Below are 21027 nucleotides of genomic sequence, written 5' to 3' on the forward strand. Positions count from 1 at the left end.
CGAGCCCCGGCACCAACCCCCCCCAGGTGCCGGGGCTCACCCTTCTCCTCTGTCAGGTTGGTCCGCGGGTCCGTCTGCGGGTTCGTCTGTGACTCCTCTTCCGCCGGTGGTCGCGGTGGCGGTCGCGGTCGCGGTCGCCGCGCGGACGAGTCTGGCTCCCAGCTCGCGCAGGCACTCCGTCAGCTCGGCCGGCTGACGCACCGTGAACTCGCAGTTCACCAGTGCCAGTCGCAGCGCCAGCCACTCCAGGGAGTCGGTCGTCGTGGTGCGCAGCCGGCAGGAGCCGGGGCCGGTCGGTTCGGGTGCGCCGAGATAGCCGGGGAGCCGCGCCCTCACGAATTCCACGGGCGCCGCGAAGCTCACCTCCACCTCGGTCACCTCGGTCAGCGACTGCCTCCGTGACATCGACCGCCGCAGGAACTGCGCCGCGTCCCCGGTCGGCAGCTCGCGCGGGGTGAAGCGGGCGCCGGTGGCGAAGGGCTCGCTGATCCGGTCGACCCGGAACGTACGCCAGTCCTCGCGTGCGAGGTCGTAGGCCACCAGATACCAGCGCCAGCCGGTGGAGACCAGACGGTACGGCTCGACCTGCCGCTTCGTCTCCGTACCGTCCCCCGAGCGATAGCCGAAGCGCAGCCGTTCGCCGCCCGTGACGGCGCCCGCCATCACCGTCAGGGTGCGGGGGTCGATGGTCGCGCCGTCGCCCCGGGTGACCGGGATCGTGGCGGCCTGGAGGGTGGAGACACGGTGCCGCAGCCGGGACGGAAGCACCTGCTCCAGCTTGGCGAGGGCGCGTACGGAGGCCTCGTCGACGCCTTCGATCGCATGGCCCGCCCCGGCCCGTAGCCCGACCGCGATGGCGACGGCCTCCTCGTCGTCGAGGAGCAGCGGAGGCATGGCCGTACCGGCCACCAGCCGGTAGCCGCCGATGGCGCCCTTGGTGGCCTCCACGGGGTAGCCGAGGTCGCGCAGCCGGTCGATGTCGCGGCGGATGGTGCGCGGGCTGACGCCGAGACGCTCCGCCAGCTCACTGCCCGGCCATTCGCGCGGGGTCTGGAGGAGGGAGAGCAGACTGAGGAGCCGCGCCGGAGTATCGGTCATGCGATCCATGGTGCGCTTCATCTAGGACATGGACTGGCCTAGATGGTTCCTAACGTGCGGCGCATGAGTTCTTCGCACGCCGTACTGGATACGGCTTCCGAGTCCGCCCCCGGCGCATCCGCCGTATCCGCCGTATCCGGTGCTTCCGCTGCTCCCGGAGCAGGTCCGGGAGCAGGTACCGCCGACCGCCGTCGCTGGCTGGCCCTGGCCGTCGTCATGACCGCCGCCTTCATGGACCTGGTCGATGTCACCATCGTCAATATCGCCATTCCGAGCATGGAGCGGGATCTCGGGGCCTCGTTCGGGGCGATCCAGTGGGTCACCGCCGGATACGCGCTGGCGTTCGCCGCCGGACTGATCACGGGTGGCCGGCTCGGTGACATCTACGGTCGCAAACGGCTCTTCCTGATCGGTATCACCGGCTTCACGGTCGCCTCCGCGCTCTGCGGCTTCGCCGCGAACCCGGAGATGCTGGTCGGATCCCGGCTGCTCCAGGGCGCGATGGCCGCGCTGATGGTGCCGCAGGTGCTGGCGATCATCCATGTCACCTTCCCGGCGCATGAACGCGGCAAGGTCTTCGGGATGTTCGGTGCGATCGTCGGTCTCGGCGCGGTCTCGGGACCGCTGCTCGGCGCGCTGCTCACCCAGTGGAATCTCCTCGGCCTCGAATGGCGCCCGATCTTTCTGATCAATCTCCCGGTCGGTATAGCGGGTGTGGTTCTGGGCCGGAAGTTCATCACCGAGTCCAGGGCCCCTAAGGCGCTCAGGCTCGATCTGGTCGGGGTGGTGCTGGTGACCGCGGCCCTGCTGATGCTGATCTATCCGCTCACACGCGGGCGTGAGCTGGGGTGGCCGCTGTGGGGGCACCTCTGCATGGCCGGCAGTCTGGTCGTCCTCACCGGTTTCGTGGCGTACGAGAGGCGCAAGACGCGCAAGGACGGGTCGCCGCTGGTCGAGCTGTCGCTGTTCCGGGTGAAGAGCTTCGCCGCGGGTATCGCCGTACAGCTCACCTTCGGTGTCGCGCTGGGCATCTTCTTCCTGGTCTGGACGCTCTATATGCAGATCGGCCTCGGCTGGAGCCCGCTGCGCGCCGGGCTGACCGGTGTCCCGTTCTCGATCGCGGTGTCGGTGGCGGCCGGACTCTCCGTACAGAAACTGGTCCCGCGCTTCGGGCGCAAGGTCCTTCAGACCGGGGCGCTCACGATGGTGGCGGGGCTTCTGCTCTACATCTGGGAGGCCGGGCGGTACGGACTGGAGATCCACTCCTGGCAGATGGCCCTGCCGCTGGTGGTGATGGGCCTCGGTATGGGGCTGATCGTGGCGCCGCTGACGGACGCGGTGCTGTCGGGGGTGCCGCGTGAGCACTCGGGCTCGGCGTCCGGTCTGATCAACACCACTCAGCAGATGGGCAACGCGCTGGGGCTGGGACTGGTGTCGGTGGTCTTCTTCGGGGTGGTCGACGACCGGCTCGCGACCGGGGGAGCGGAAGCGGCGGGGGCCGTGGGTGCGACGGGCGTGGCATCCGCGACGGGCGCGGCCTTCGCGGACGGGTTCCAGCACGCGCTGTGGTGGGTGGTGGCGGTGCTCGCGCTCATCTTCGCGGTGATGTTCGCGCTGCCGGCCCGGCCGGGGCAGCACTCGGAGGAGAAGGCAGACCTGGACGAGGCCGTGGCCGGAGACCGCTAGCGGCGACCTGGCGCGCCTGTTCGCCTGTCCGTCTGATCGTCTCTTCTTGTTCGTTCCTGCTGTGTCCGTTCCTGTCTGTGCCGTGCCCGGATCTGTTTACTTTCTTAAAACCTCGGCGTAGCGTGTCGCCGAAACCACAGGTTCGGGCACGGAACGGACGTAAACCCACATGTACGCACCGGAGCGTCAGCAGGAGATCCTGCGTCTGGCCCGCGAGGGCGGTCGCGTCGATGTCCTCTCGCTCGCCGAGGAGTTCCAGGTCACCGCCGAGACCGTACGGCGTGATCTCAAGGCCCTCGACCGCGCCGGGCTCGTACGGCGTGTGCACGGCGGTGCCATCCCCGCCGGACGGCTCGACTTCGAGCCCGATCTCGCGGAGCGCGAATCCACGGCGGCCGACGAGAAGGACCGCATCGCGCACGCGGCGCTCGCCGAGCTGCCGACGGACGGCAGCGTGATCCTCGACGCGGGCTCGACCGTGGCCCGGCTCGCGGCGGCCCTTCCGCTGGACTGCGCCCTCACCGTCGTCACCCACGCGCTCCCTGTCGCCGCCCGTCTCGCCGACCATCCCGGGATCGATCTGCATCTCGTCGGCGGCCGGGTACGGCACCGTACGCGCGCGGCCGTCGACGCCTGGGCGCTACGGGCCTACGGGGAGATCCGCGCCGATGTCGTCTTCCTCGGTACCAACGGCTTCTCGCCCGACGGCGGTCTCACCACCCCGGATCTCGCGGAGGCGGCTGTCAAGCGCGCGCTCGTCGGCGCCGCCCGGCGGGTGGTGCTGCTCGCCGATTCGGCCAAACACGGCCAGGAGCACTTCGCGCGCTTCGGCACCCTCGCCGATGTCGATCTGCTCATCACCGACAGCGGGCTCAGCGCGTCGGACACCGCGGCGGTCGAGGCCGCGGGCACCGAAGTGCTGAGCGTCCAATGAGTGCTGAGTTGAGTGCTGAGCTGAGTGCTGAGCGTCCAGTGCCGGGAGAGGCACCAGGACCCGGACCCATGATCCTCACCGTCACCCCGAACCCGAGCCTGGACCGTACCTACGAAGTCCCGGCCCTCAGTCGCGGTGAGGTGCTGCGGGCCACGGCCGAACGCATGGACCCCGGAGGCAAGGGCGTCAATGTCTCTCGGGCCGTCGCCGCGGCGGGCCGGCGCACCGTCGCCGTACTGCCGTTGGGCGGAGCGCCGGGGGCGCTCGTCGCGGAACTGCTCGCCGGACAGGGCATCGAGGTCGTTCCGGTGCCGGTCGCGGGCGCGACCCGCTCCAATATCGCGCTCGCCGAACCCGACGGCACCCTGACGAAGATCAACGCACCGGGTCCCGAACTGACCGCGGTGGAGGCGCGGTCGCTGCTTTCCATGATCCGTACGCATGCCCGCTCCGCCGCGTGGATCGCCTGCTGCGGCAGCCTGCCGCGCGGGCTCGCGCCCGAGTGGTACGCCGAACTGGTCGCCCGCGCGCATCTCGCCGGGGCCAGGATCGCGCTGGACACCTCGGGGCCCTCCCTGGCGGCGGCGCTGCGCGAGCGGCCCGATGTCGTCAAGCCGAACGCCGAGGAACTGGCCCAGGCCGTCGGACGCCCCCTTGCCACGCTCGGTGACGCCGTCAAGGCGGCGGAGGAACTGCGTACATACGGTGCCAGGGCCGTCCTCGCCAGCCTCGGCGCCGACGGCCAGCTTCTGGTCTCGGACGCCGGAACGTACTTCGGCTTCGCCGCCGTTACCGCCGTCCGCAGCAATGTCGGCGCGGGCGATGCCTCACTGGCCGGTTTTCTGACGGCGGGCGGTGAGGGCCCGGACGCACTGGCGGCGGCGGTGGCGCACGGCGCGGCGGCGGTGCGGCTGCCGGGGAGCGTGATGCCCTCACCCGCGGACCTGGACCCGTCGGCGGTCACGGTGACCGCCGACGTACCGGTGGACCGCCCGCTCAGGGAGCCCGCCTCATGAACCGCCCCCCTTCCCCTGCCCGTTCCCTTTTCCCTTCCCCGTCGCCTGTGCGAAGGAGCCCGCGATGAGCGAGATGATCACCGCGGACCTGGTCGATCTCGACCTGGCCGCCGAGACGAAGAAAGCCGCGGTCCGCTCGCTGGCCGAACGGATGGTGACCCTGGGCCGGGTCAGCGACCTGGACGGCTTCCTGGCCGATGTGGCCGCGCGCGAGGCGCGGATGCCCACCGGCCTGGACGGCGGGATCGGCATTCCGCACTGCCGGAGCGCCCACGTGACCGAAGCCACCCTGGCCTTCGGCCGCTCGGCGCGAGGCGTCGACTTCGGCGCCCCGGACGGTCCGGCGGATCTGATCTTCCTGATCGCGGCCCCGGCCGGTGCCGACGACACCCATCTGACGATCCTCTCGGCCCTGGCTCGCCGCCTGATGGACGAGGACTTCACGACCGCTCTGCGCACGGCCGCGGACGCGACCGCCGTAGCGGCCCTGCTCCAGGGCCCCGCTGAGCCCGGTGACGCCGGTCCGGACGCACCGGCCGACGAGCCAGGAGTCCGGGCCGACGAACGGGGCGCCCGGGTCGACGAGCCGGGAGTCCAGGTCGCCGAGCCGGGTACGACCGCCACGGAGCCGGACACCACCGCCGCCGACCGTGTCTTCCGGATCGTCGCCGTCACCTCCTGTCCCACCGGTATCGCGCACACCTATATGGCCGCCGAGGCCCTGGAGAAGGCCGGGCAGCACGCCGGCGTCGAGGTGGTGGTCGAGCCACAGGGGTCCGCCGGTTTCAGCCGGCTCGACCCCGCCGTCATCGCCGCCGCCGACGGCGTGATCTTCGCGCACGATGTGCCGGTACGGGAGAAGGAGCGGTTCGCCGGAAAGCCCACCGTCGATGTCGGCGTCAAGGCCGGTATCAACCGGCCCGCCGAACTGATCGCCGAGGTCCGCGCCAAGGCCGAACGCGGCGAGCTCACCGGCCCGGTCACCGGCGCCGGCTCCGACTCCGGCTCCGGCGCCGCAGGTTCGCACCCCACGCCCCTGGACGGCACCGGCGAACCCGGCGAGGGCTACGCCACCAAGCTGCGCACCTGGCTGATGTCCGGTGTCAGCTACATGGTCCCGTTCGTGGCAGCGGGCGGGCTGCTGATCGCCCTCGGCTTCGCCATCGGCGGCTACACCGTCGACAAGGCGCCCTCCGTCGCCGAGCACTTCGTCTGGACGGACCACACGAGCTGGGCGGCCCTGCTCTTCCAGGTCGGCGGTCTGGCCTTCACCTTCCTTCTGCCTGTCCTCGCGGGCTATATCGCGTACGGCATGGCCGACCGTCCCGGTCTGGTGCCGGGCTTCGTCGGCGGCTCCATCGCCCTCACGATCAACGCGGGCTTCCTGGGCGGCCTGGCCGCCGGTCTGATCGCCGGTGGCACCGTGATGGCTGTTCAGCGGATACGCGTGCCCGCCCCGCTGCGCGGCATCATGCCGGTCGTCGTGATCCCGCTGCTCTCCTCGGCGGTCGTCGGCCTTCTGATGTTCCTGGTGGTCGGCAAGCCCATCGCCTCGCTCCAGAAGGCGCTCACCGACTGGCTGTCCGGCCTCTCCGGGACCAACGCGATCATCCTCGGCGTCGTCCTCGGCCTGATGATGTGCTTCGACCTGGGCGGCCCGCTCAACAAGGTCGCCTACGCCTTCGCCGTCGGCGGTCTCGCCAACCCCAACGAGGGCAGCCTCAAGGTCATGGCCGCCGTGATGGCCGCGGGAATGGTCCCGCCGCTCGCCATGGCGCTGACCACGACCGTACGCGGCAAGCTGTTCACCCGTACCGAGCGGGAGAACGGCAAGGCCGCCTGGGTGCTCGGCGCCTCCTTCATCACCGAGGGCGCGATCCCCTTCGCCGCGGCCGATCCGCTGCGGGTGATCCCGTCGGCGATGGTCGGCGGCGCGGTCACCGGCGGGCTGTCGATGCTCTTCGAGTGCACCCTTCGGGCACCGCACGGCGGCATCTTCGTGATCCTGCTGATCGGCAATCCAGTTCTCTATCTGATCGCCGTCGCGGCCGGTACGGCCGTGAGCACCGGGCTGGTCGTCCTGCTCAAGGCAGCCCGGAAGACGGGCCGTCCGGACCAGGACGAGGACGCCACCCGGACCGAGGACGGGGCGGCCGGTGGAGCCGGGGCGGCGGCCAAGGTCCCGGAGCCTGTCTGAGCCCGCTCCGCGCCCCGTACGACCCGCCCTCAGCTCACCCGGCGGCTATCGGCGGCTCCCACCGCCCCGCGCTCGGTCCACGCCGTCTCACAGCACCCGCGCGCGGAGCTCCATGGCTTCGCGCGCGGTGCTTTCCGCCCCGTACACCTCGCACATGTGCCGGCCGTCCGGCGTCGCGGTGTGCTCCACCTCCCAGAGACTCATCTCGCTGCCGTCGATCAGCAGGAAGGCGTGCTCGTAGAGCATGAATCCCGCGTCCTTGCCCTCGACCTGGCACTGCCGGCCGAAGACCTGTGTGATGTGGTGCGCGAAGGCCGTCCGAAGCAGTCGCGCGGTCTCCTCGCCGGGCCGGTCGGCGTTCTCCGCCCGGCGCAGCACCCGGCGCGCGTGGTCGGGGGAGTTGTCCGGGAAATATCTCCGGGGCCGAGGCACCGGGGGCAGCGCGCGCAGCCCCCGGAGCAGGGCGAGATGGGCGTCGATCTCGGCCGTACGCTCGGACTCCAGCTCCGCGAGCAGACCGGCCGCGACATCGTCCATGGACGTCCTGTCGCCGGGCGGCACCGCCTCCGGTCCCGCCGGTAAGGCGTCGGATCCGTCGACGGCGAGCCGCTCCGCCTCCGGACTGCTGGGATGGCAGAGCCGGGCAGCGGCGAGCCGCACCTCGGACTCTTCCCCGTACAGCTCGTGCAGCCGCGCGCCGTCCCGGCCGGTGTTGTGCACCAGCTCCCACAGGGTGAGCGAACCGCCGTCGCTGAGCAGATAGGTGTGCCGGTAGGTCTCACGGTGCAGCCCCGCACTGTGGTGCGCGGAACACAGCGAGCTGGCGTGCGCCAGCGCACTGTCGAGCTTTTCGACCAGTGCGTCGGGCAGGTCGAAGGAGTTGAGTGCCCGACCCAGGAGTCGCTCGAGGTGCGTCTCGGTTGTCTCGTAGGGATCGTTCAAGATGGGTCTCCAGGCCGTCGCCACATGTCACTTGGTGATTGCATAACGTAGCGCCTAGGGCTGACATTGCGTCCCAGGTTTGGGAAAACGAAGGGGGCGTACGTGAAGTTCCCTTGCGCCCCCATCAACTCGGCCTCCGCGCCCGTCAGTCGAGCCCGTACAACTCGTCGTACGAGGGGAACGTCCCGCCGGGTCCCCGGATGCCCTTGGCGGCCTGTACGGCCCGCACGATTGCCCTGGTCACCACGTCGGCGCCCGCCGCCAGCACCTCGTTGAGGGCGAGCGGATCCCCCTGCGCGAGAGCCCGCCGGCCCGTCGAGAGGGCGAAGACGGTGTCCCCGTCGTTGAGGAGGTGCACAGGACGAACGGCGCGCGCGATACCGTCGTGCGCCGTCCCCGCGAGCTTCTGCGCCTGGGCACGGGAGAGTTCGGCGTCGGTGGCGACGACGGCGAGCGTGGTGTTGAGCGGCGCCGGACCGTTCTGCTCGCGCAGCTCGGCCAGCCGCAGCTGGGCGGCCACATGGACCTCGGGTCTCGGATACTCCGTACGACCGCTGAAGTAGCGCCCGTACAGCACGCCCGTCAGCGGATCCACCGCCGAGCCCGCCGCGTTGGCCACCACCAGCGCCGCGACGGTCGCGCCGGAGTCCAGGACCGTGCTCGCCGTACCGATCCCGCCCTTGAGCGGGCCGACGACGGCGCCCGTCCCCGCGCCCACGCTGCCCTCCGCGACCGGGGCCCCGCTCGCCGTGAAGGCCGCCGCCTCCACCGCCGCACGGCCCGTCGCCGCGTCCGGGCGTATCCGCCAGTCGCCGCCGCGCCCCAGGTCGAAGACACCGGCGGCCGGGACGACCGGCACCACCTGGGCGGGGTCGGGACCGACCCGCACGCCGCGCTTGCGCTCCTCCAGCCAGGCCACCACTCCGGACGCCGCGTCGAGTCCGTACGCGCTGCCGCCCGTCAGCACGACGGCATCGACGCGCTCGACGATATTGCGCGGGTCGAGAGCATCCGTCTCCCGCGTGGCCGGGCCCCCGCCCCGCACGTCCACGGCGGCCACCACCCCGCCCTGGGGGGCGAGGACGACCGTGGTGCCGGTGAGCGCACGGCCCCCCGCGACACGGGCGTGTCCGACCCGCAGGCCCGCCACATCGGTCAGTGCGTCATTGATTGCCATGAACCCCATCCGTACCACGCGTCCCTCGGGAGGCCGCGAGTGTCACCCCGACCGCCACCATCACCGTCGCCACCAGCCCCGGGACGAAAAATCGTCCAGGACCCGACGAACGTACATGCGATGGACGCCACCACCGATACCGGCCGCGCCAGTTGCCGTCGCTTTCCGGTCCCGAAGTGGCTTACGGGCGGCAACCGGACCGGGCGGGCAGCCAGAGCGAGAGCGGGGGCGCCCTACCCCGCCGGCCGACGTCGCAGGCCGACATCAGGGACCCGGCGGACCGGAGGGGCGGGCGCCGGGCCGGAGAGGCGTACGCCCCGCCTCCGGGGACCGCCTGCCCGGCCCGGCCCCCAGCAGGCCCCTCGGTGCGGACCGTGCCCCCGTACTCTGGGGGTATGAGCGTCGTCCCCACCCCCGAGCCGCAGGCCGCGGAGCAGTCCTCGCCACCCCGTCCGCCCGGCCCGCCCCGGCCCCATCCGGCGTTGATCTTCGACGATCCGCTGGACCAGCAGTCCTCGGACGACACGGACGGCGGCTGGGGAGAGCGGCCCACCGGGAGCGGTGACAGCGCCGCCGATCTGGCCCGTTTCCTGGACGAGAAGCCGCCCCACCACCTCTGAGCGCCGCCCGCGGCCCCGGCCCCCGGGTCCTGGGCCGCCGGGCCTTCTCCGGTCGCTCCACGCGGTCCTATGAAGTGCTCTGCCCCGACCCGCTCCGCTGGGCTACCAGGGCGTCCCTGATCTCCTTCAGCACCTCCAGCTCGCTGACCTCCATGACCTCCTGGACATCTTCCTTGGCGGCCTGCTGCCTGGCCCGCCTGGCGAGGTACTTGGCCATCGGCAGGACCATCAGGAAGTACACGACGGCCGCCGTGATCACAAAGGTGAGGACCGCGCTCAGCACCGTTCCCCACATGATCGGGATTCCGGAGACCACCTCGCCCGCGGCGTTCGTCTCGCAGGGCGACTTGAGGCACGAGCTGTACTTGTTCAGATCCTTGGTGCCGAACGCGCCGACCACCGGGTTGATGAGGCCCTTGACGACCGAGTTCACGACATTGGTGAACGCGGCGCCGATGACAACGGCGACCGCGAGGTCGATCACGTTGCCGCGCATCAGGAAGGCCTTGAAGCCCTCCAGTACGCTCTCCTTCTCCTTGCTCACGAGTGAGCCTTTCTTCACATGTGCGGGTCGAGTGACAATCTGCTCCGCCACCTAAGGGGGCGCGTGCCCGCGCTGTCCAATCCGCACACGCGATCAGGCGACGCCACAGCTCGCCAGTGCGACTCAACAGGCCCCGGCCCGGCGCCGGACGGCTCCGCACACTCCAGCTCAGCACACCGCCACCGCCAGCCGTGAGGTGGCGCTCGCCGCCGCCAGCACCGCGGCGGTGGCACGCGGCACGGACAGCACGACCAGGGCTCCACCGTCCGGAGAGAAATCCCGTGTCTTCGGGATCGCGGCCACCCGGACCCCCGCCGCCACCACCCGTGCCTCGGGCTCTGCGTCCACCACTCCCGCCGGCGGCGTGATCGCGGCGGCCGCGATCACATCGACCCGGTCGCCCCGCCGCAGCAGCCTGACCGTCTCCGCATCGGCGATACGTACCGCCGCGGACACCAACTCCCCTGATCGCCCGCCAGATGATCGCCCGGCTGACGGAGGCGGCGACGAAGACCAGGAAGACGACGAAGAGAACGAAGAGGACGACGGAGGTGACAGCGGCGGCGGCGAAGCGGTCACGGTGTCGCCCCCGGGCCGCGCCCGCCCGTCCGTACCCGTCGAGGCACCCACCGCGCCGCTCGCTCCGGTGGCGGCCAGCGCGGCGGCCGTCATCGCCAGACCCGCCGCGGTCGTGCGCCGCCGCCTCAGCAGCGCCCGGCGCAGCCGCTGTTGGGAGCCGCGCACCCGCAGCGGACCGAACGGCGGCACTCCGCGCGGCTCCGGCGCCGAGGACGGAGGAAGCGGAAGCGGCCGGGAAAGGGCGGGGCGGGAGTGCGAGGCAGCCGCGGGGACGGGGGTGGGAACAGCCGGGACAGCGGGCGGAAGGGACGGATCACACGAGTCGTGCGGGTCGGGGGAGAAGGAACGGGACATGGCGACCACCGCCTGACGTGAGGAGTTTCGCGATCGCTCCCCACGATCCACGGCCCGCCACGATCCCGCCGGGGCCTGTGGATGACCTGCCGGTTGTGGACAACTCCGCCACCCGCCCGGGTGGTTACCGCCTTCGCCCACCCGAATCCGGTTCCTCCGCGCATGGTGCGCGGAGGAACGGGGCAACTCGTGATCAGGGCAGCTTGAGCCCGGTGTCGATCCCGTCCAGCGCATGCGAGCAGAGGCAGTCCCGCGTCTCACTCGGCTGCAGTCCGCCCACCGCGTCGAAGAGCACGGTGCGCAGTCGGTCGACATTCGCGGCGAAGACCTGGAGGACCTCCTCGTGGGAGACCCCCTCGCCGGTCTCCGCCCCCGCGTCCAGATCCGTCACGAGCGTCATGGAGGTGTAGCACAGGCCCAGTTCACGAGCGAGTATCGCCTCGGGATGTCCGGTCATCCCGACGACCGACCAGCCCATCGCCGCATGCCACCGGGACTCCGCCCGAGTCGAGAACCGCGGCCCCTCGATGACCACGAGCGTCCCGCCGTCCACCGGCTCCCAGTCGTGCGCCCGCGCCGCCGCGAGCGCCGCTTGGCGGCCCTCGGGACAGTAGGGGTCGGCGAGCGAGATATGGACGACCTTGGACGCGCTGCCGTCCGGCAGCGGCACCCCGTCGTAGTAGGTCTGTGTCCGTGCCTTCGTACGGTCCACGAGCTGATCGGGTACGAGCAGTGTGCCCGGCCCGTACTCCGTGCGCAGCCCGCCCACCGCGCACGGTCCCAGTACCTGCTTCACACCGACGGAGCGCAGCGCCCAGAGATTGGCGCGGTAGTTGATGCGGTGCGGGGCGAGGCCGTGCGAGCGGCCATGACGGGGCAGGAACGCCACCTGCCGACCGGCGATCTCGCCGAGGAAGAGGGAGTCACTGGGCGGTCCGTAGGGAGTGTCCACCGGGACCTCGGTCACATCCTCCAGAAAGGAGTAGAAACCTGAGCCACCGATCACGCCGATCTCTGCGTTCGCCATCCGATCACAGTAGCGGCCCCGTCACAGGCATACGCGAAGGACCCCGGCCGTGGGAAACGGCGGGGTCCCGGCGAAGAGAAGGCGATGAAGCGGGCGCGCGACGCGGATCAGGCGGCGGAGGAGCCGCTGGAGCTGCTGCTGCTCGATGTCGAGGAGCTGGAGCCCGAACTCGATCCGGAGCCCGAACCGGACGCGGAGGAACCGGAGGCCGAGGAGGAGGCCGGCGCCGCGGCCTTGGACTCCGACTTCGTGCCCGAGGAGGCCGAGCCCGACGAGTTCGCCGAAGCGGGCGCGCTGCTCGACGACGAACCACGGCTGTCGTTGCGGTAGAACCCGGAGCCCTTGAAGACAATGCCGACCGCGGAGAACACCTTCTTCAGGCGTCCCTCGCAATTCGGGCATACGGTCAGGGCGTCATCGGTGAACTTCTGCACCGCTTCAAGGCCCTGGCCGCACTCGGTGCACTGGTACTGATAGGTCGGCACTTGCTCCTCCTGGCACTCTCACTCAATGAGTGCTAACGACGCTCCATAGTGACGTATTCCGCGCGATCAGTCCACTGCCACCGGCACGCGGTGACTCATCCCACGTGCGGCGACCGGCCCCGAGGCCTTCGGGGTCAGCCGGGAGCGCAGTGCCACCAGGGTGGTGAGCGCCAGCACCGTACCAACGAGCGGGACCACGAATCCGGCGCTCGCGCCATGTGCGTCGGCGAGCTGTCCCGCGACGGTCACGGCCGCGGCCTGGCCCAGCGCGACCGCGCCGGTCAGCCAGGTGAACGCCTCCGTACGGGCGGAGGCGGCCACCAGCGGTTCGACCAGTGTGTAGCCCGTGATCAGAGCGGGCGCGATACAGAGCCCGACCAGCAGTCCGAGCCCGGCGAGCAGCGGCGCCGAGTTCACGGCCCACAGAGTGGAGGCGACCAGGGTCAGTCCCATGTATCCGAACAGCAGTCTGCGGCGCGGCCCGGTCTTCCAGGCCCTGGCGCCGTAGACGATCCCGGCGAGCATATTGCCGGCGGCGAAGATCCCGTACAGCACACCGTTCACCCCGGGGGCACCGATCTCCTCGGCGAAGGCCGTGAGGGAGACCTGCATTCCGCCGAAGACCGAGCCGATGCCCAGGAAGGCCACGGCCAGGACCCGTACGCCGGGCACGGACAGCGCGGATGTACGTGGCTCCCCCGGGCCACCGGTGCCCCGGGGGCCGCTGCGGGGCTGCGTGCCGCGCTGGGCGGCGAAGAGCAGCCCGCCGACCAGGGTGAGCGCGGCCTCGGCGATCAGTCCGGCCGCCGGGTGCACGCCGGTGCACAGCGCGGTCGCGAGCACGGGCCCGATGACAAAGGTGAACTCGTCCGTCACGGATTCGAAGGCGGCGGCGGTCGGCAGCAGGGAGGAGGTCCTCGACGAGTTCTTCGAAGAGACGGTCCGGGAACCCGTCCCCGGCCCGGCTTCCGAGCCGTTCTGCCCGGATGTGCCGCTCAGCAGGGCGGCCCAGCGCGATCGCACCATGGGGCCGATCTGCGGGACGGACGCGCCGGTGGGGACGGCCGCGACGAACAGCGCCCACAGCGGAGCGTCCGCCAGCGCGAGCACGGTCAGTACGGCGGCGGCGGCGGTGTGCGTCAGCACGCCCGGTATCAGCACCGCGCGCTGCCCGAACCGGTCCGCGAGCCTGCCGCTCCGCGGGGCGAAGACGGCCATGGAGACACCGGTGACGGCGGCGACGGCTCCAGCGCTGCCGTACGAACCGGTGGTGTGCTGGACCAGCAGGACGATGCCGATCGTCAGCATCGCGAAGGGCTGCCGAGCGGCGAAGCCGGGCAGCAGGAATGTCCAGGCACCGGGTGTACGCAGGAGCTGCCCGTAGCCGGGGCGGCGCGGAGCGTTCCGCGTGGTGGGGGGCGCGTCGGTGCCGACCGTGTTGCGGGACACGGTCCTTGCCTTTCTGCCGCCTGGTAGCGCGCCCCCGCGGTCACGGGGGCAGCCGAGAGCTGTCCTCTTGCGCGGATCTGCGGTAGATACCAGGGCCCACTACGGGAAGCGCCACGGCCGCCATACGGTCGCGCCAGCACTGCGTCAGGCAGAGGTGGTCGATCAGTCAGTCAGGTGCGCCTTCATCATACAGGTACAAATATCGCGCCCCCTGGGAATCCCAAGCACCACCGGTCCACACCTGTGATTGCACGAGCCCGCCCGGTGCTACCCCGACCGTCCGCCGACCCCCGCCGCGCCGGTTCCCGCGCCCGTACCCGTCCCCGAGCCTCTCCCGGCGCCTGTGCCCGAACCCGTGCCCGATCCCGAACCCGGACCTGGACCCGAACCCGTGCCGGTGCCGGTACCCGAGCCCGAGGACGCCCCCGCCCCCGTCCCCAGCCAGCCGGCCAGCTTGCCGCCCTGCGCGACGGCCCGCAGCCGCCGTTCCGCCGCGTCCCGTACCGGATCCGTCGCCACCACCAGCAGTTCGTCGCCCCGGCGCAGCACGGTCGCGGGCGAGGGCACGAAGCTCTTGCCCTCCCGTACGACCAGCGTCACCGCCGACCCCGAGGGCAGCCGCAGCTCGCCGACCTCCACACCGTGCATCTTCGACCGCTCCGGGATCGCCACGGAGAGCAGATGCCCGCGCAGCCGCTCCAGCGGCGCCGACTCGATGCCCAGATCGGAGGCCGTGGAGGTGCTGCCGAGCCGTAGCGCCTTCGCCAGCCAGGGCAGCGTCGGACCCTGCACCAGCGTGTACACCACGACCAGGATGAAGACGATATTGAAGATCCGCAGGCTGTCCTCGATCTCCGACACCATGGGGATCGTCGCGAGAATGATGGGCACCGCGCCGCGCAGTCCCGCCCAGGACATGAGCGCCTGTTCCTGCCAGGGGATACGGAACGGCAGCAGGCTGACCAGCACGGACAGCGGCCGAGCCACCACGGTCAGCACCAGTCCGACGATCACCGCGGGCAGGAAGTCGTCGCCCAGTTCGTGCGGGGTCACCAGCAGCCCGAGCAGGACGAACATACCGATCTGAGCGATCCAGCCGAGCCCCTCCGCGAAGCCGCGGTTGGCCGGGGCGTGCGGCAGTTTGGAGTTCCCGAGGATCATCGAGGCGATATAGACGGCGAGGAATCCGCTGCCGTGCGCCGTGGCGCCGAGCGCGTACGCCGAGACGGCGATGGCCATCACCGCGATCGGATAGAGCCCGGAGGCCGGCAGGGCCACATGCCGCAGCCCGAAGGCGCCCGCGAAGCCCACGGCCAGCCCGATGCACGCGCCGATGGCCAGTTCGAGCGCGATCACGCCGACGAGTACGTACCAGTGCTCGACCGGACCGGACGCGGAGAGCGCGACCACGATGATCACCACAGGGGCGTCGTTGAAGCCCGACTCCGCCTCCAGCGCGCCGGTCACCCGGGACGGCAGGGGCACCTTGCGCAGTACGGAGAAGACCGCGGCGGCATCCGTCGAGGAGACGACCGCGCCGACGATCAGGGCCTGCCGCCAGTCCAGACCGACCAGATAGTGCGCGGCCGTGGCCGTCACCCCGACGCTCACGCCGACACCCACGGTCGACAGCGCGGCGGCGGCGGGCAGCGCCGGTCTCACTTCTTTCCACTTGGTGCCGAGGCCGCCCTCGGCCAGGATCACCACGAGCGCGGCATAGCCGATGACCTGGGTCAGTCCCGCGTTGTCGAATTTGACATGGAAGATGCCGTCCTGCCCTATGACGACCCCGATGCCGAGGTACAGGAGCAGGCTGGGGAGGCCGCTCCGGGACGAGATCCGTACGGCCGCGACCGCGATCAGCAGCACGAGTGAGCTGACGAGCAGGAGTTCATTGAGCTGGTGGACAGTCAGCGGCCGATCCTTCCCCTCGCGCACGCCGGATCGTTCCTCCGGCGGCCAGTACTTCGTTACCTTACCTAATCTTTAACGTTTTCTTGACGCGTTCGATCGCTTGTACGACCACGGATGTGATCTGCGTCGCCATAGCGCGCGAATTCCGGCAAGATCCCGGCAAGATCCCAGCCGGAACCCCCTAGGAATCCCGCTTGTATCCCTGTGTGGTCGTCCGATGAGTCGCACAACATGACACCGCGTCGGGGGCGGGGAACGGCTGCGCCTATGGTTGCTCCAGCATTCCAGGACCACCCTGCCCCTCGAAGGACAGCGATGCCCGCCAACACAGCCCCCCCTTCCGTCAAAAAGAAGGGGCGACGCGCCCGTCTGATCTTGATCGTCCTGGTGCTGGCGCTTGTCGCGGGTGTCGGCTACGGGGCGTACTGGGGGGTCGGCACGGTCCGCGCCTCCTTCCCCCAGACCACGGGGTCGATCCAGCTCAAGGGCCTCTCCGGCCCCGTGGACGTACGGCGGGACAGCTACGGCGTCCCGCAGATCTACGCGAACTCCGACGAGGACCTGTTCCGCGCCCAGGGCTTCGTCCAGGCGCAGGACCGCTTCTGGGAGATGGACGTCCGCCGCCATATGACCGCGGGCCGGCTCTCCGAGATGTTCGGCGCGGGGCAGGTCAAGACCGATGCCTTCCTGCGCACCCTCGACTGGCGCGGAGTGGCACAGCGCGAGTACGACACCCAGCTCTCGGACGAGACCAAGAAGAACCTCCAGTCGTACGCGGACGGCGTCAACGCCTATCTCGAAGGCCGCGACGGCAGGGACATCTCGGTCGAGTACGCCGCGCTGAGCTTCACCAACGACTACAAGCCCGCGAAGTGGACCCCCGTCGACTCGGTGGCCTGGCTCAAGGCGATGGCCTGGGATCTGCGCGGCAATATGCAGGACGAGATCGACCGCTCGCTGCTGACCAGCCGGCTGACCGAGAAGCAGATCGACGAGCTGTACCCGTCGTACCCGTACGACCGGAACGCGCCCATCGTCAGCGAGGGCGGGATCGACCCGATCACCGGAAAGTACGACCCGGAGGCGGAGCCCAGCGCCACGCCGCCGGGCGACACGACCGACGGCACAGGCACGGGCACAGGCACAGGCACGGGCTTCGGAACCGGCACCGGCACGGACACAGGCACAGGCACCGGCACGGACGGCACCGGCACGGACGCCGGCACCGTCCTGAACAGCGCCGACGGCACCGGTACGAACGGCACCAGCGCCGCGGGCGCCACCGAGAACTTCAACACCCAGCTCGCGGCCCTCTCCGGCACCCTCGACGAGATCCCCGCCCTGCTCGGCCCGAACGGCGACGGCATCGGCTCCAACTCCTGGGTCGTCTCCGGCCAGTACACGACCACCGGGAAGCCGCTGCTCGCCAACGATCCGCACCTGGCCCCGCAGCTGCCCTCCCTCTGGTACCAGATGGGCCTGCACTGCCGCAGCGTCTCGGAGACCTGCCAGTACGACGTCGCGGGCTACACCTTCTCCGGAATGCCCGGCGTCATAATCGGCCACAACCAGGACATCGCCTGGGGCTTCACCAACCTCGGCGCCGATGTGACCGACCTCTATCTGGAGAAGGTCGACGGGGACTCGTACCAGTCCGGCGACGGCGAGAAGCCGTTCAAGCTCCGCGAGGAGACCATCAAGGTCGCGGGCGGCAAGAGCAAGGAGATCACCGTCCGCTCCACCGACCGCGGTCCCGTGGTCTCCGACCGCGACACCGAGCTGACGAAGGTCGGCGAGAAGGCCCCGGTCGGCGATGTCGCCCCCGACCGCGGCGACGGATACGCCGTCTCGCTCCAGTGGACCGCCCTCCAGCCGGGCAAGTCCATGGACGCGGTCTTCGAACTGAACAAGGCCAAGGACTTCACCCAGTTCCGCAAGGCGGCCGAGCACTTCGAGGTCCCCTCGCAGAACCTGATCTACGCCGACACCAAGGGCAACATCGGTTACCAGGCGCCCGGACGCATCCCGGTCCGCGCCGAGGGCGACGGCCGGATGCCGGCCCCCGGCTGGGACCCGAAGTACCGGTGGGAGGGGTACATCCCCTTCGACGAGCTGCCGTACGAGTACAACCCGAAGCGCGGCTACATCGTCACCGCCAACCAGGCCGTCGTCGACGCGAAGAAGTACCCGTACCCGCTGACCGAGGACTGGGGCTACGGCGCCCGCAGCCAGCGGATCAACGACCTGATCGAGTCGAAGATCAAGGACGGCGGGAAGATCTCGACCGACGACATGCAGACCATGCAGATGGACAACAGCAGCCAGATCGCCAAGCTGCTGGCCCCGATACTGGTCAAGCTCGACGTCAAGGACCCGTCCGTACGCGAGGCGCAGAAGCTCCTCGAAGGCTGGGACTACACCCAGGAACCCGACTCGGGGGCCGCCGCCTACTTCAACGCCGTCTGGCGCAATGTCCTCAAGCTCGCCTTCGGCAACAAGCTGCCCAAGGAGGTACGGGTCAAGGGCCAGTGCCTCAGCGTCCGTCCGGCCGACAGCACGGGCCCGCTGGACGATCTCGACCAGCGGGTACGGGAGTGCGGCCAGCGCGACCCGGACGCGGCGCAGCCGGACGGCGGGGACCGCTGGTACGAGGTGGTGCGGCGCATCATCGACGACGAGGACAACCCCTGGTGGAGCATCCCTCGCAGCCGCAAGGACTCAGCCGGCAAGACTCGCGACGAACTGCTCCAGCGCGCGATGGCGGATGCCCGCTGGGAGCTGACCGCCAAGCTCGGCAAGGACGTGTCGAGCTGGACCTGGGGCCGGCTGCACCAGCTCACGCTGGACAACCAGACCCTCGGCACCAGCGGCCCCGGCTTCCTCAAGCTGATGCTCAACCGGGGTCCGTGGAATCTCGGCGGCGGCGAGGCGGCGGTCAACGCCACGGGGTGGAACGCGGCGGGCGGTTACGAGGTCATATGGGTTCCGTCGATGCGGATGGTCGTCAACGTCGGTGACTGGGACAAGTCCCGCTGGATCAATCTGACGGGCGCCTCGGGGCACGCGTACAGCGCGCACTACACCGACCAGACGAGCAAGTGGGCCAGGGGCGAGCTGCTCGACTGGTCCTACGGGGTCAACGCGGTGGAACGCACCACGACCGACACCCTCACGCTCACGCCGTAGCGGTGAGCGCGAGCCCCGGCGCCAGCGCGAGCCCCGGCCTCAGCGTGAACCGTGGCGTGAGGATGAGTCCCGGAGCGAGCGCGAGCCCCGGCGCCGGGCGGTGTCGGCCTCCATACCGTCACCGCCCGTCCCGCCCGTCCTGCCGGCTTCACCCGCCCCGCCCGTCCCGTACACGCGCGGTCTCGTCGAAGCGCAGTACGCCCCCCGGCGTCACCACAGCCTGTACGGGACGGTCGTGCGGCTCCTCCGGGACCCGCGCGACCACCTCGTCGTCGTACAGCAGGACGGCCAGGGCGGGTTCGGCCCCCGCCTCGGCCAGCCGCCCGAGGACCCGGTCGTACGAGCCGCCGCCCCGCCCCAGCCGCATACCGCGCCCGTCCACCGCGAGGCCGGGCAGCAGGACGACCTCCGCGTCCAGCACGGCGCCGGGGCCGAGCCGTACACCGTCCGGCTCCAGCAGTCCCCGCCCCGCGCGCACCAGACGGCCGGCGCCCTCGTACGGTGCCCAGTCCAGGTCGTTGTCCGCCATCAGCACCGGCAGCAGGACCCGTACCCCTCGCCCGCGCAGCGCGTCGAGCAGCGCGCGCGTCCCGGGCTCGCTCCCCACCGAGACATACGCGGCGACGGTACGGGCGCGGGCCAGCTCCGGCAGATCCAGGGCGCGCTCCGCGAGAACCGCCGCCGCTCGCCGCGCGTCTTCACCGGACAGCAGGCCCCTCGCGGCCAGGAGTTCACTCCGCAGCGCGTCCTTTCCGGGCATGTCGGCACTCATCGGGCATCACAAACCTCTCGTATGAGCACGGATAAGGCGAAAGTTAACCAGAGCATCATCTTCCGCCCATACACAACAGATAGTGTGTTCGGCATGACTCAGTCGCCCCCCCGGGCCAGCTCCGCCAGGATCAGCAAGGCTGTCATCCCCGCCGCCGGCCTAGGCACCCGGTTCCTGCCCGCCACCAAGGCAACTCCTAAGGAGATGCTGCCGGTCGTCGACAAGCCGGCGATCCAGTACGTGGTCGAGGAGGCCGTGGCAGCCGGTCTCTCCGACGTGCTCATGGTGACCGGCCGCAACAAGCGTCCTCTTGAGGACCACTTCGACCGGAACTACGAGCTGGAAGAGGCGCTCACCCGCAAGGGAGACCTCGAACGCCTCGCCAAGGTCCAGGAGTCCAGCGACCTCGCCACCATGCACTATGTGCGTCAGGGCGACCCCAGGGGCCTCGGCCACGCCGTCCTGTGCGCGGCCCCGCACGTCGGCGACCAGCCCTTCGCGGTCCTGCTGGGCGACGACCTGATCGACCCGCGCGACCCGCTGCTGGCCCGGATGGTCGAGATCCAGGAGCGCGAGGGCGGCAGTGTCGTCGCCCTGATGGAGGTCGAGCCTTCGCAGATCCATCTCTACGGATGCGCCGCGGTCGAGCCCACGCGCGACGCCGATGTGGTCAAGGTGCACGATCTGGTCGAGAAGCCCGACGCCGCCGACGCGCCCAGCAACTACGCGATCATCGGCCGCTATGTGCTCGACCCCGCTGTCTTCGGCATACTGCGCAAGACCGAGCCGGGCCGCGGCGGCGAGATCCAGCTCACCGACGCGCTTCAGCAGCTCTCCGCGGACGAGAAGGTCGGCGGACCGGTCCACGGCGTGGTCTTCAAGGGCCGCCGCTATGACACCGGTGACCGCGGCGACTATCTCCGTGCCATTGTCAGACTCGCATGCGAACGTGAGGACCTGGGCCCGGACTTCCGGACCTGGCTCCGCGGTTATGTCGCGGAGGAGATGTAGTCCGGCGAGGAGACACAGCACGTGACGAGGAGAGAC

General features: G+C 70.5%; 17 protein-coding genes. 7 read left to right on the forward strand and 10 right to left on the reverse strand.

Annotated elements, in window-relative coordinates:
• Positions 1-36: 36 nt before the first annotated feature.
• The gene (locus OG214_RS23560; protein WP_405985861.1) at positions 37-1098 is read right to left on the reverse strand and encodes a helix-turn-helix transcriptional regulator; all 1062 of its coding nucleotides are present in this window, start codon (positions 1096-1098) and stop codon (positions 37-39) included.
• Between the two features lie 63 nt (positions 1099-1161).
• Here OG214_RS23560 and OG214_RS23565 point away from each other — a divergent pair, with 63 nt between their 5' ends.
• The 4 genes from OG214_RS23565 (at position 1162) to OG214_RS23580 (ending at position 6931) form a co-directional block, all read left to right on the forward strand.
• On the forward strand, positions 1162-2784 hold the full coding sequence (locus OG214_RS23565) for an MFS transporter (RefSeq protein WP_405985862.1): 1623 nt from the start codon (positions 1162-1164) through the stop codon (positions 2782-2784).
• A gap of 169 nt (positions 2785-2953) precedes the next feature.
• Positions 2954-3718 (forward strand): DeoR/GlpR family DNA-binding transcription regulator, encoded by a 765-nt coding sequence (locus OG214_RS23570; protein WP_405985863.1) that lies wholly within the window; start codon positions 2954-2956, stop codon positions 3716-3718.
• Positions 3719-3786: 68 nt separating this feature from the next.
• The gene (gene pfkB, locus OG214_RS23575) at positions 3787-4734 is read left to right on the forward strand and encodes a 1-phosphofructokinase (RefSeq protein WP_405985864.1); all 948 of its coding nucleotides are present in this window, start codon (positions 3787-3789) and stop codon (positions 4732-4734) included.
• Between the two features lie 64 nt (positions 4735-4798).
• Positions 4799-6931, forward strand: a complete 2133-nt coding sequence (locus OG214_RS23580) for a fructose-specific PTS transporter subunit EIIC (RefSeq protein ID WP_405985865.1) — start codon at positions 4799-4801, stop codon at positions 6929-6931.
• 87 nt (positions 6932-7018) lie between these two features.
• Here the strand turns inward: OG214_RS23580 and OG214_RS23585 are convergent, their stop codons facing one another.
• Both OG214_RS23585 and OG214_RS23590 read right to left on the reverse strand, forming a co-directional pair.
• Entirely contained in the window at positions 7019-7873 is an 855-nt protein-coding gene (locus OG214_RS23585) for a DUF6227 family protein (protein WP_363079583.1), read from the reverse strand.
• Positions 7874-8018: 145 nt separating this feature from the next.
• Entirely contained in the window at positions 8019-9050 is a 1032-nt protein-coding gene (locus OG214_RS23590) for a P1 family peptidase (protein WP_363079584.1), read from the reverse strand.
• Between the two features lie 395 nt (positions 9051-9445).
• Between OG214_RS23590 and OG214_RS23595 the strand changes: the two genes are divergently transcribed.
• On the forward strand, positions 9446-9670 hold the full coding sequence (locus OG214_RS23595; protein ID WP_405985866.1) for a hypothetical protein: 225 nt from the start codon (positions 9446-9448) through the stop codon (positions 9668-9670).
• Between the two features lie 67 nt (positions 9671-9737).
• Here OG214_RS23595 and mscL read toward each other — a convergent pair whose 3' ends face one another.
• From mscL to OG214_RS23625, 6 genes are all read right to left on the reverse strand, one after another.
• Positions 9738-10214 (reverse strand): large conductance mechanosensitive channel protein MscL, encoded by a 477-nt coding sequence (gene mscL, locus OG214_RS23600; RefSeq protein ID WP_363081029.1) that lies wholly within the window; start codon positions 10212-10214, stop codon positions 9738-9740.
• 168 nt (positions 10215-10382) lie between these two features.
• Positions 10383-11147 carry a hypothetical protein gene (locus OG214_RS23605; RefSeq protein WP_405985867.1) on the reverse strand — a complete coding sequence of 255 codons (765 nt, stop codon included), beginning with the start codon at positions 11145-11147 and terminating at the stop codon, positions 10383-10385.
• 193 nt (positions 11148-11340) lie between these two features.
• Positions 11341-12174 carry an S-methyl-5'-thioadenosine phosphorylase gene (locus OG214_RS23610; RefSeq protein WP_363081031.1) on the reverse strand — a complete coding sequence of 278 codons (834 nt, stop codon included), beginning with the start codon at positions 12172-12174 and terminating at the stop codon, positions 11341-11343.
• A gap of 107 nt (positions 12175-12281) precedes the next feature.
• The gene (locus OG214_RS23615) at positions 12282-12659 is read right to left on the reverse strand and encodes an FmdB family zinc ribbon protein (protein ID WP_405985868.1); all 378 of its coding nucleotides are present in this window, start codon (positions 12657-12659) and stop codon (positions 12282-12284) included.
• A 66-nt stretch (positions 12660-12725) separates the two neighbouring features.
• Positions 12726-14108, reverse strand: a complete 1383-nt coding sequence (locus OG214_RS23620) for an MFS transporter (protein WP_405985869.1) — start codon at positions 14106-14108, stop codon at positions 12726-12728.
• A gap of 267 nt (positions 14109-14375) precedes the next feature.
• A complete protein-coding gene (locus tag OG214_RS23625) occupies positions 14376-15977 on the reverse strand; it encodes a potassium/proton antiporter (RefSeq protein WP_405987587.1) in 1602 nt (533 codons plus the stop codon).
• A gap of 360 nt (positions 15978-16337) precedes the next feature.
• On the opposite strand from OG214_RS23625, the gene OG214_RS23630 reads away from it, so the two are divergent.
• A complete protein-coding gene (locus tag OG214_RS23630) occupies positions 16338-19208 on the forward strand; it encodes a penicillin acylase family protein (protein ID WP_405985870.1) in 2871 nt (956 codons plus the stop codon).
• Between the two features lie 148 nt (positions 19209-19356).
• On the opposite strand, the gene OG214_RS23635 is transcribed toward OG214_RS23630, so the two are convergent.
• A complete protein-coding gene (locus tag OG214_RS23635; protein WP_363081035.1) occupies positions 19357-19968 on the reverse strand; it encodes a 5-formyltetrahydrofolate cyclo-ligase in 612 nt (203 codons plus the stop codon).
• Between the two features lie 105 nt (positions 19969-20073).
• Between OG214_RS23635 and galU the strand changes: the two genes are divergently transcribed.
• On the forward strand, positions 20074-20991 hold the full coding sequence (galU, locus tag OG214_RS23640) for a UTP--glucose-1-phosphate uridylyltransferase GalU (protein WP_363081036.1): 918 nt from the start codon (positions 20074-20076) through the stop codon (positions 20989-20991).
• Positions 20992-21027: the final 36 nt, after the last annotated feature.

This window comes from Streptomyces sp. NBC_00872 (assembly GCF_045161915.1).
Taxonomy (GTDB): Bacteria; Actinomycetota; Actinomycetes; order Streptomycetales; family Streptomycetaceae; genus Streptomyces.

What these genes read in the sequence shown, in the direction of transcription:
- OG214_RS23560 (WP_405985861.1), bottom strand. Translation starts at nt 1,098, where the DNA reads ATGACCGATACTCCGGCGCGGCTCCTCAGTCTGCTCTCCCTCCTCCAG.
- OG214_RS23565 (WP_405985862.1), top strand. Translation starts at nt 1,162, where the DNA reads ATGAGTTCTTCGCACGCCGTACTGGATACGGCTTCCGAGTCCGCCCCC.
- OG214_RS23570 (WP_405985863.1), top strand. Translation starts at nt 2,954, where the DNA reads ATGTACGCACCGGAGCGTCAGCAGGAGATCCTGCGTCTGGCCCGCGAG.
- pfkB (WP_405985864.1), top strand. Translation starts at nt 3,787, where the DNA reads ATGATCCTCACCGTCACCCCGAACCCGAGCCTGGACCGTACCTACGAA.
- OG214_RS23580 (WP_405985865.1), top strand. Translation starts at nt 4,799, where the DNA reads ATGAGCGAGATGATCACCGCGGACCTGGTCGATCTCGACCTGGCCGCC.
- OG214_RS23590 (WP_363079584.1), bottom strand. Translation starts at nt 9,050, where the DNA reads ATGGCAATCAATGACGCACTGACCGATGTGGCGGGCCTGCGGGTCGGA.
- OG214_RS23595 (WP_405985866.1), top strand. Translation starts at nt 9,446, where the DNA reads ATGAGCGTCGTCCCCACCCCCGAGCCGCAGGCCGCGGAGCAGTCCTCG.
- OG214_RS23605 (WP_405985867.1), bottom strand. Translation starts at nt 11,147, where the DNA reads ATGTCCCGTTCCTTCTCCCCCGACCCGCACGACTCGTGTGATCCGTCC.
- OG214_RS23610 (WP_363081031.1), bottom strand. Translation starts at nt 12,174, where the DNA reads ATGGCGAACGCAGAGATCGGCGTGATCGGTGGCTCAGGTTTCTACTCC.
- OG214_RS23630 (WP_405985870.1), top strand. Translation starts at nt 16,338, where the DNA reads ATGCCCGCCAACACAGCCCCCCCTTCCGTCAAAAAGAAGGGGCGACGC.
- OG214_RS23635 (WP_363081035.1), bottom strand. Translation starts at nt 19,968, where the DNA reads ATGCCCGGAAAGGACGCGCTGCGGAGTGAACTCCTGGCCGCGAGGGGC.
- galU (WP_363081036.1), top strand. Translation starts at nt 20,074, where the DNA reads ATGACTCAGTCGCCCCCCCGGGCCAGCTCCGCCAGGATCAGCAAGGCT.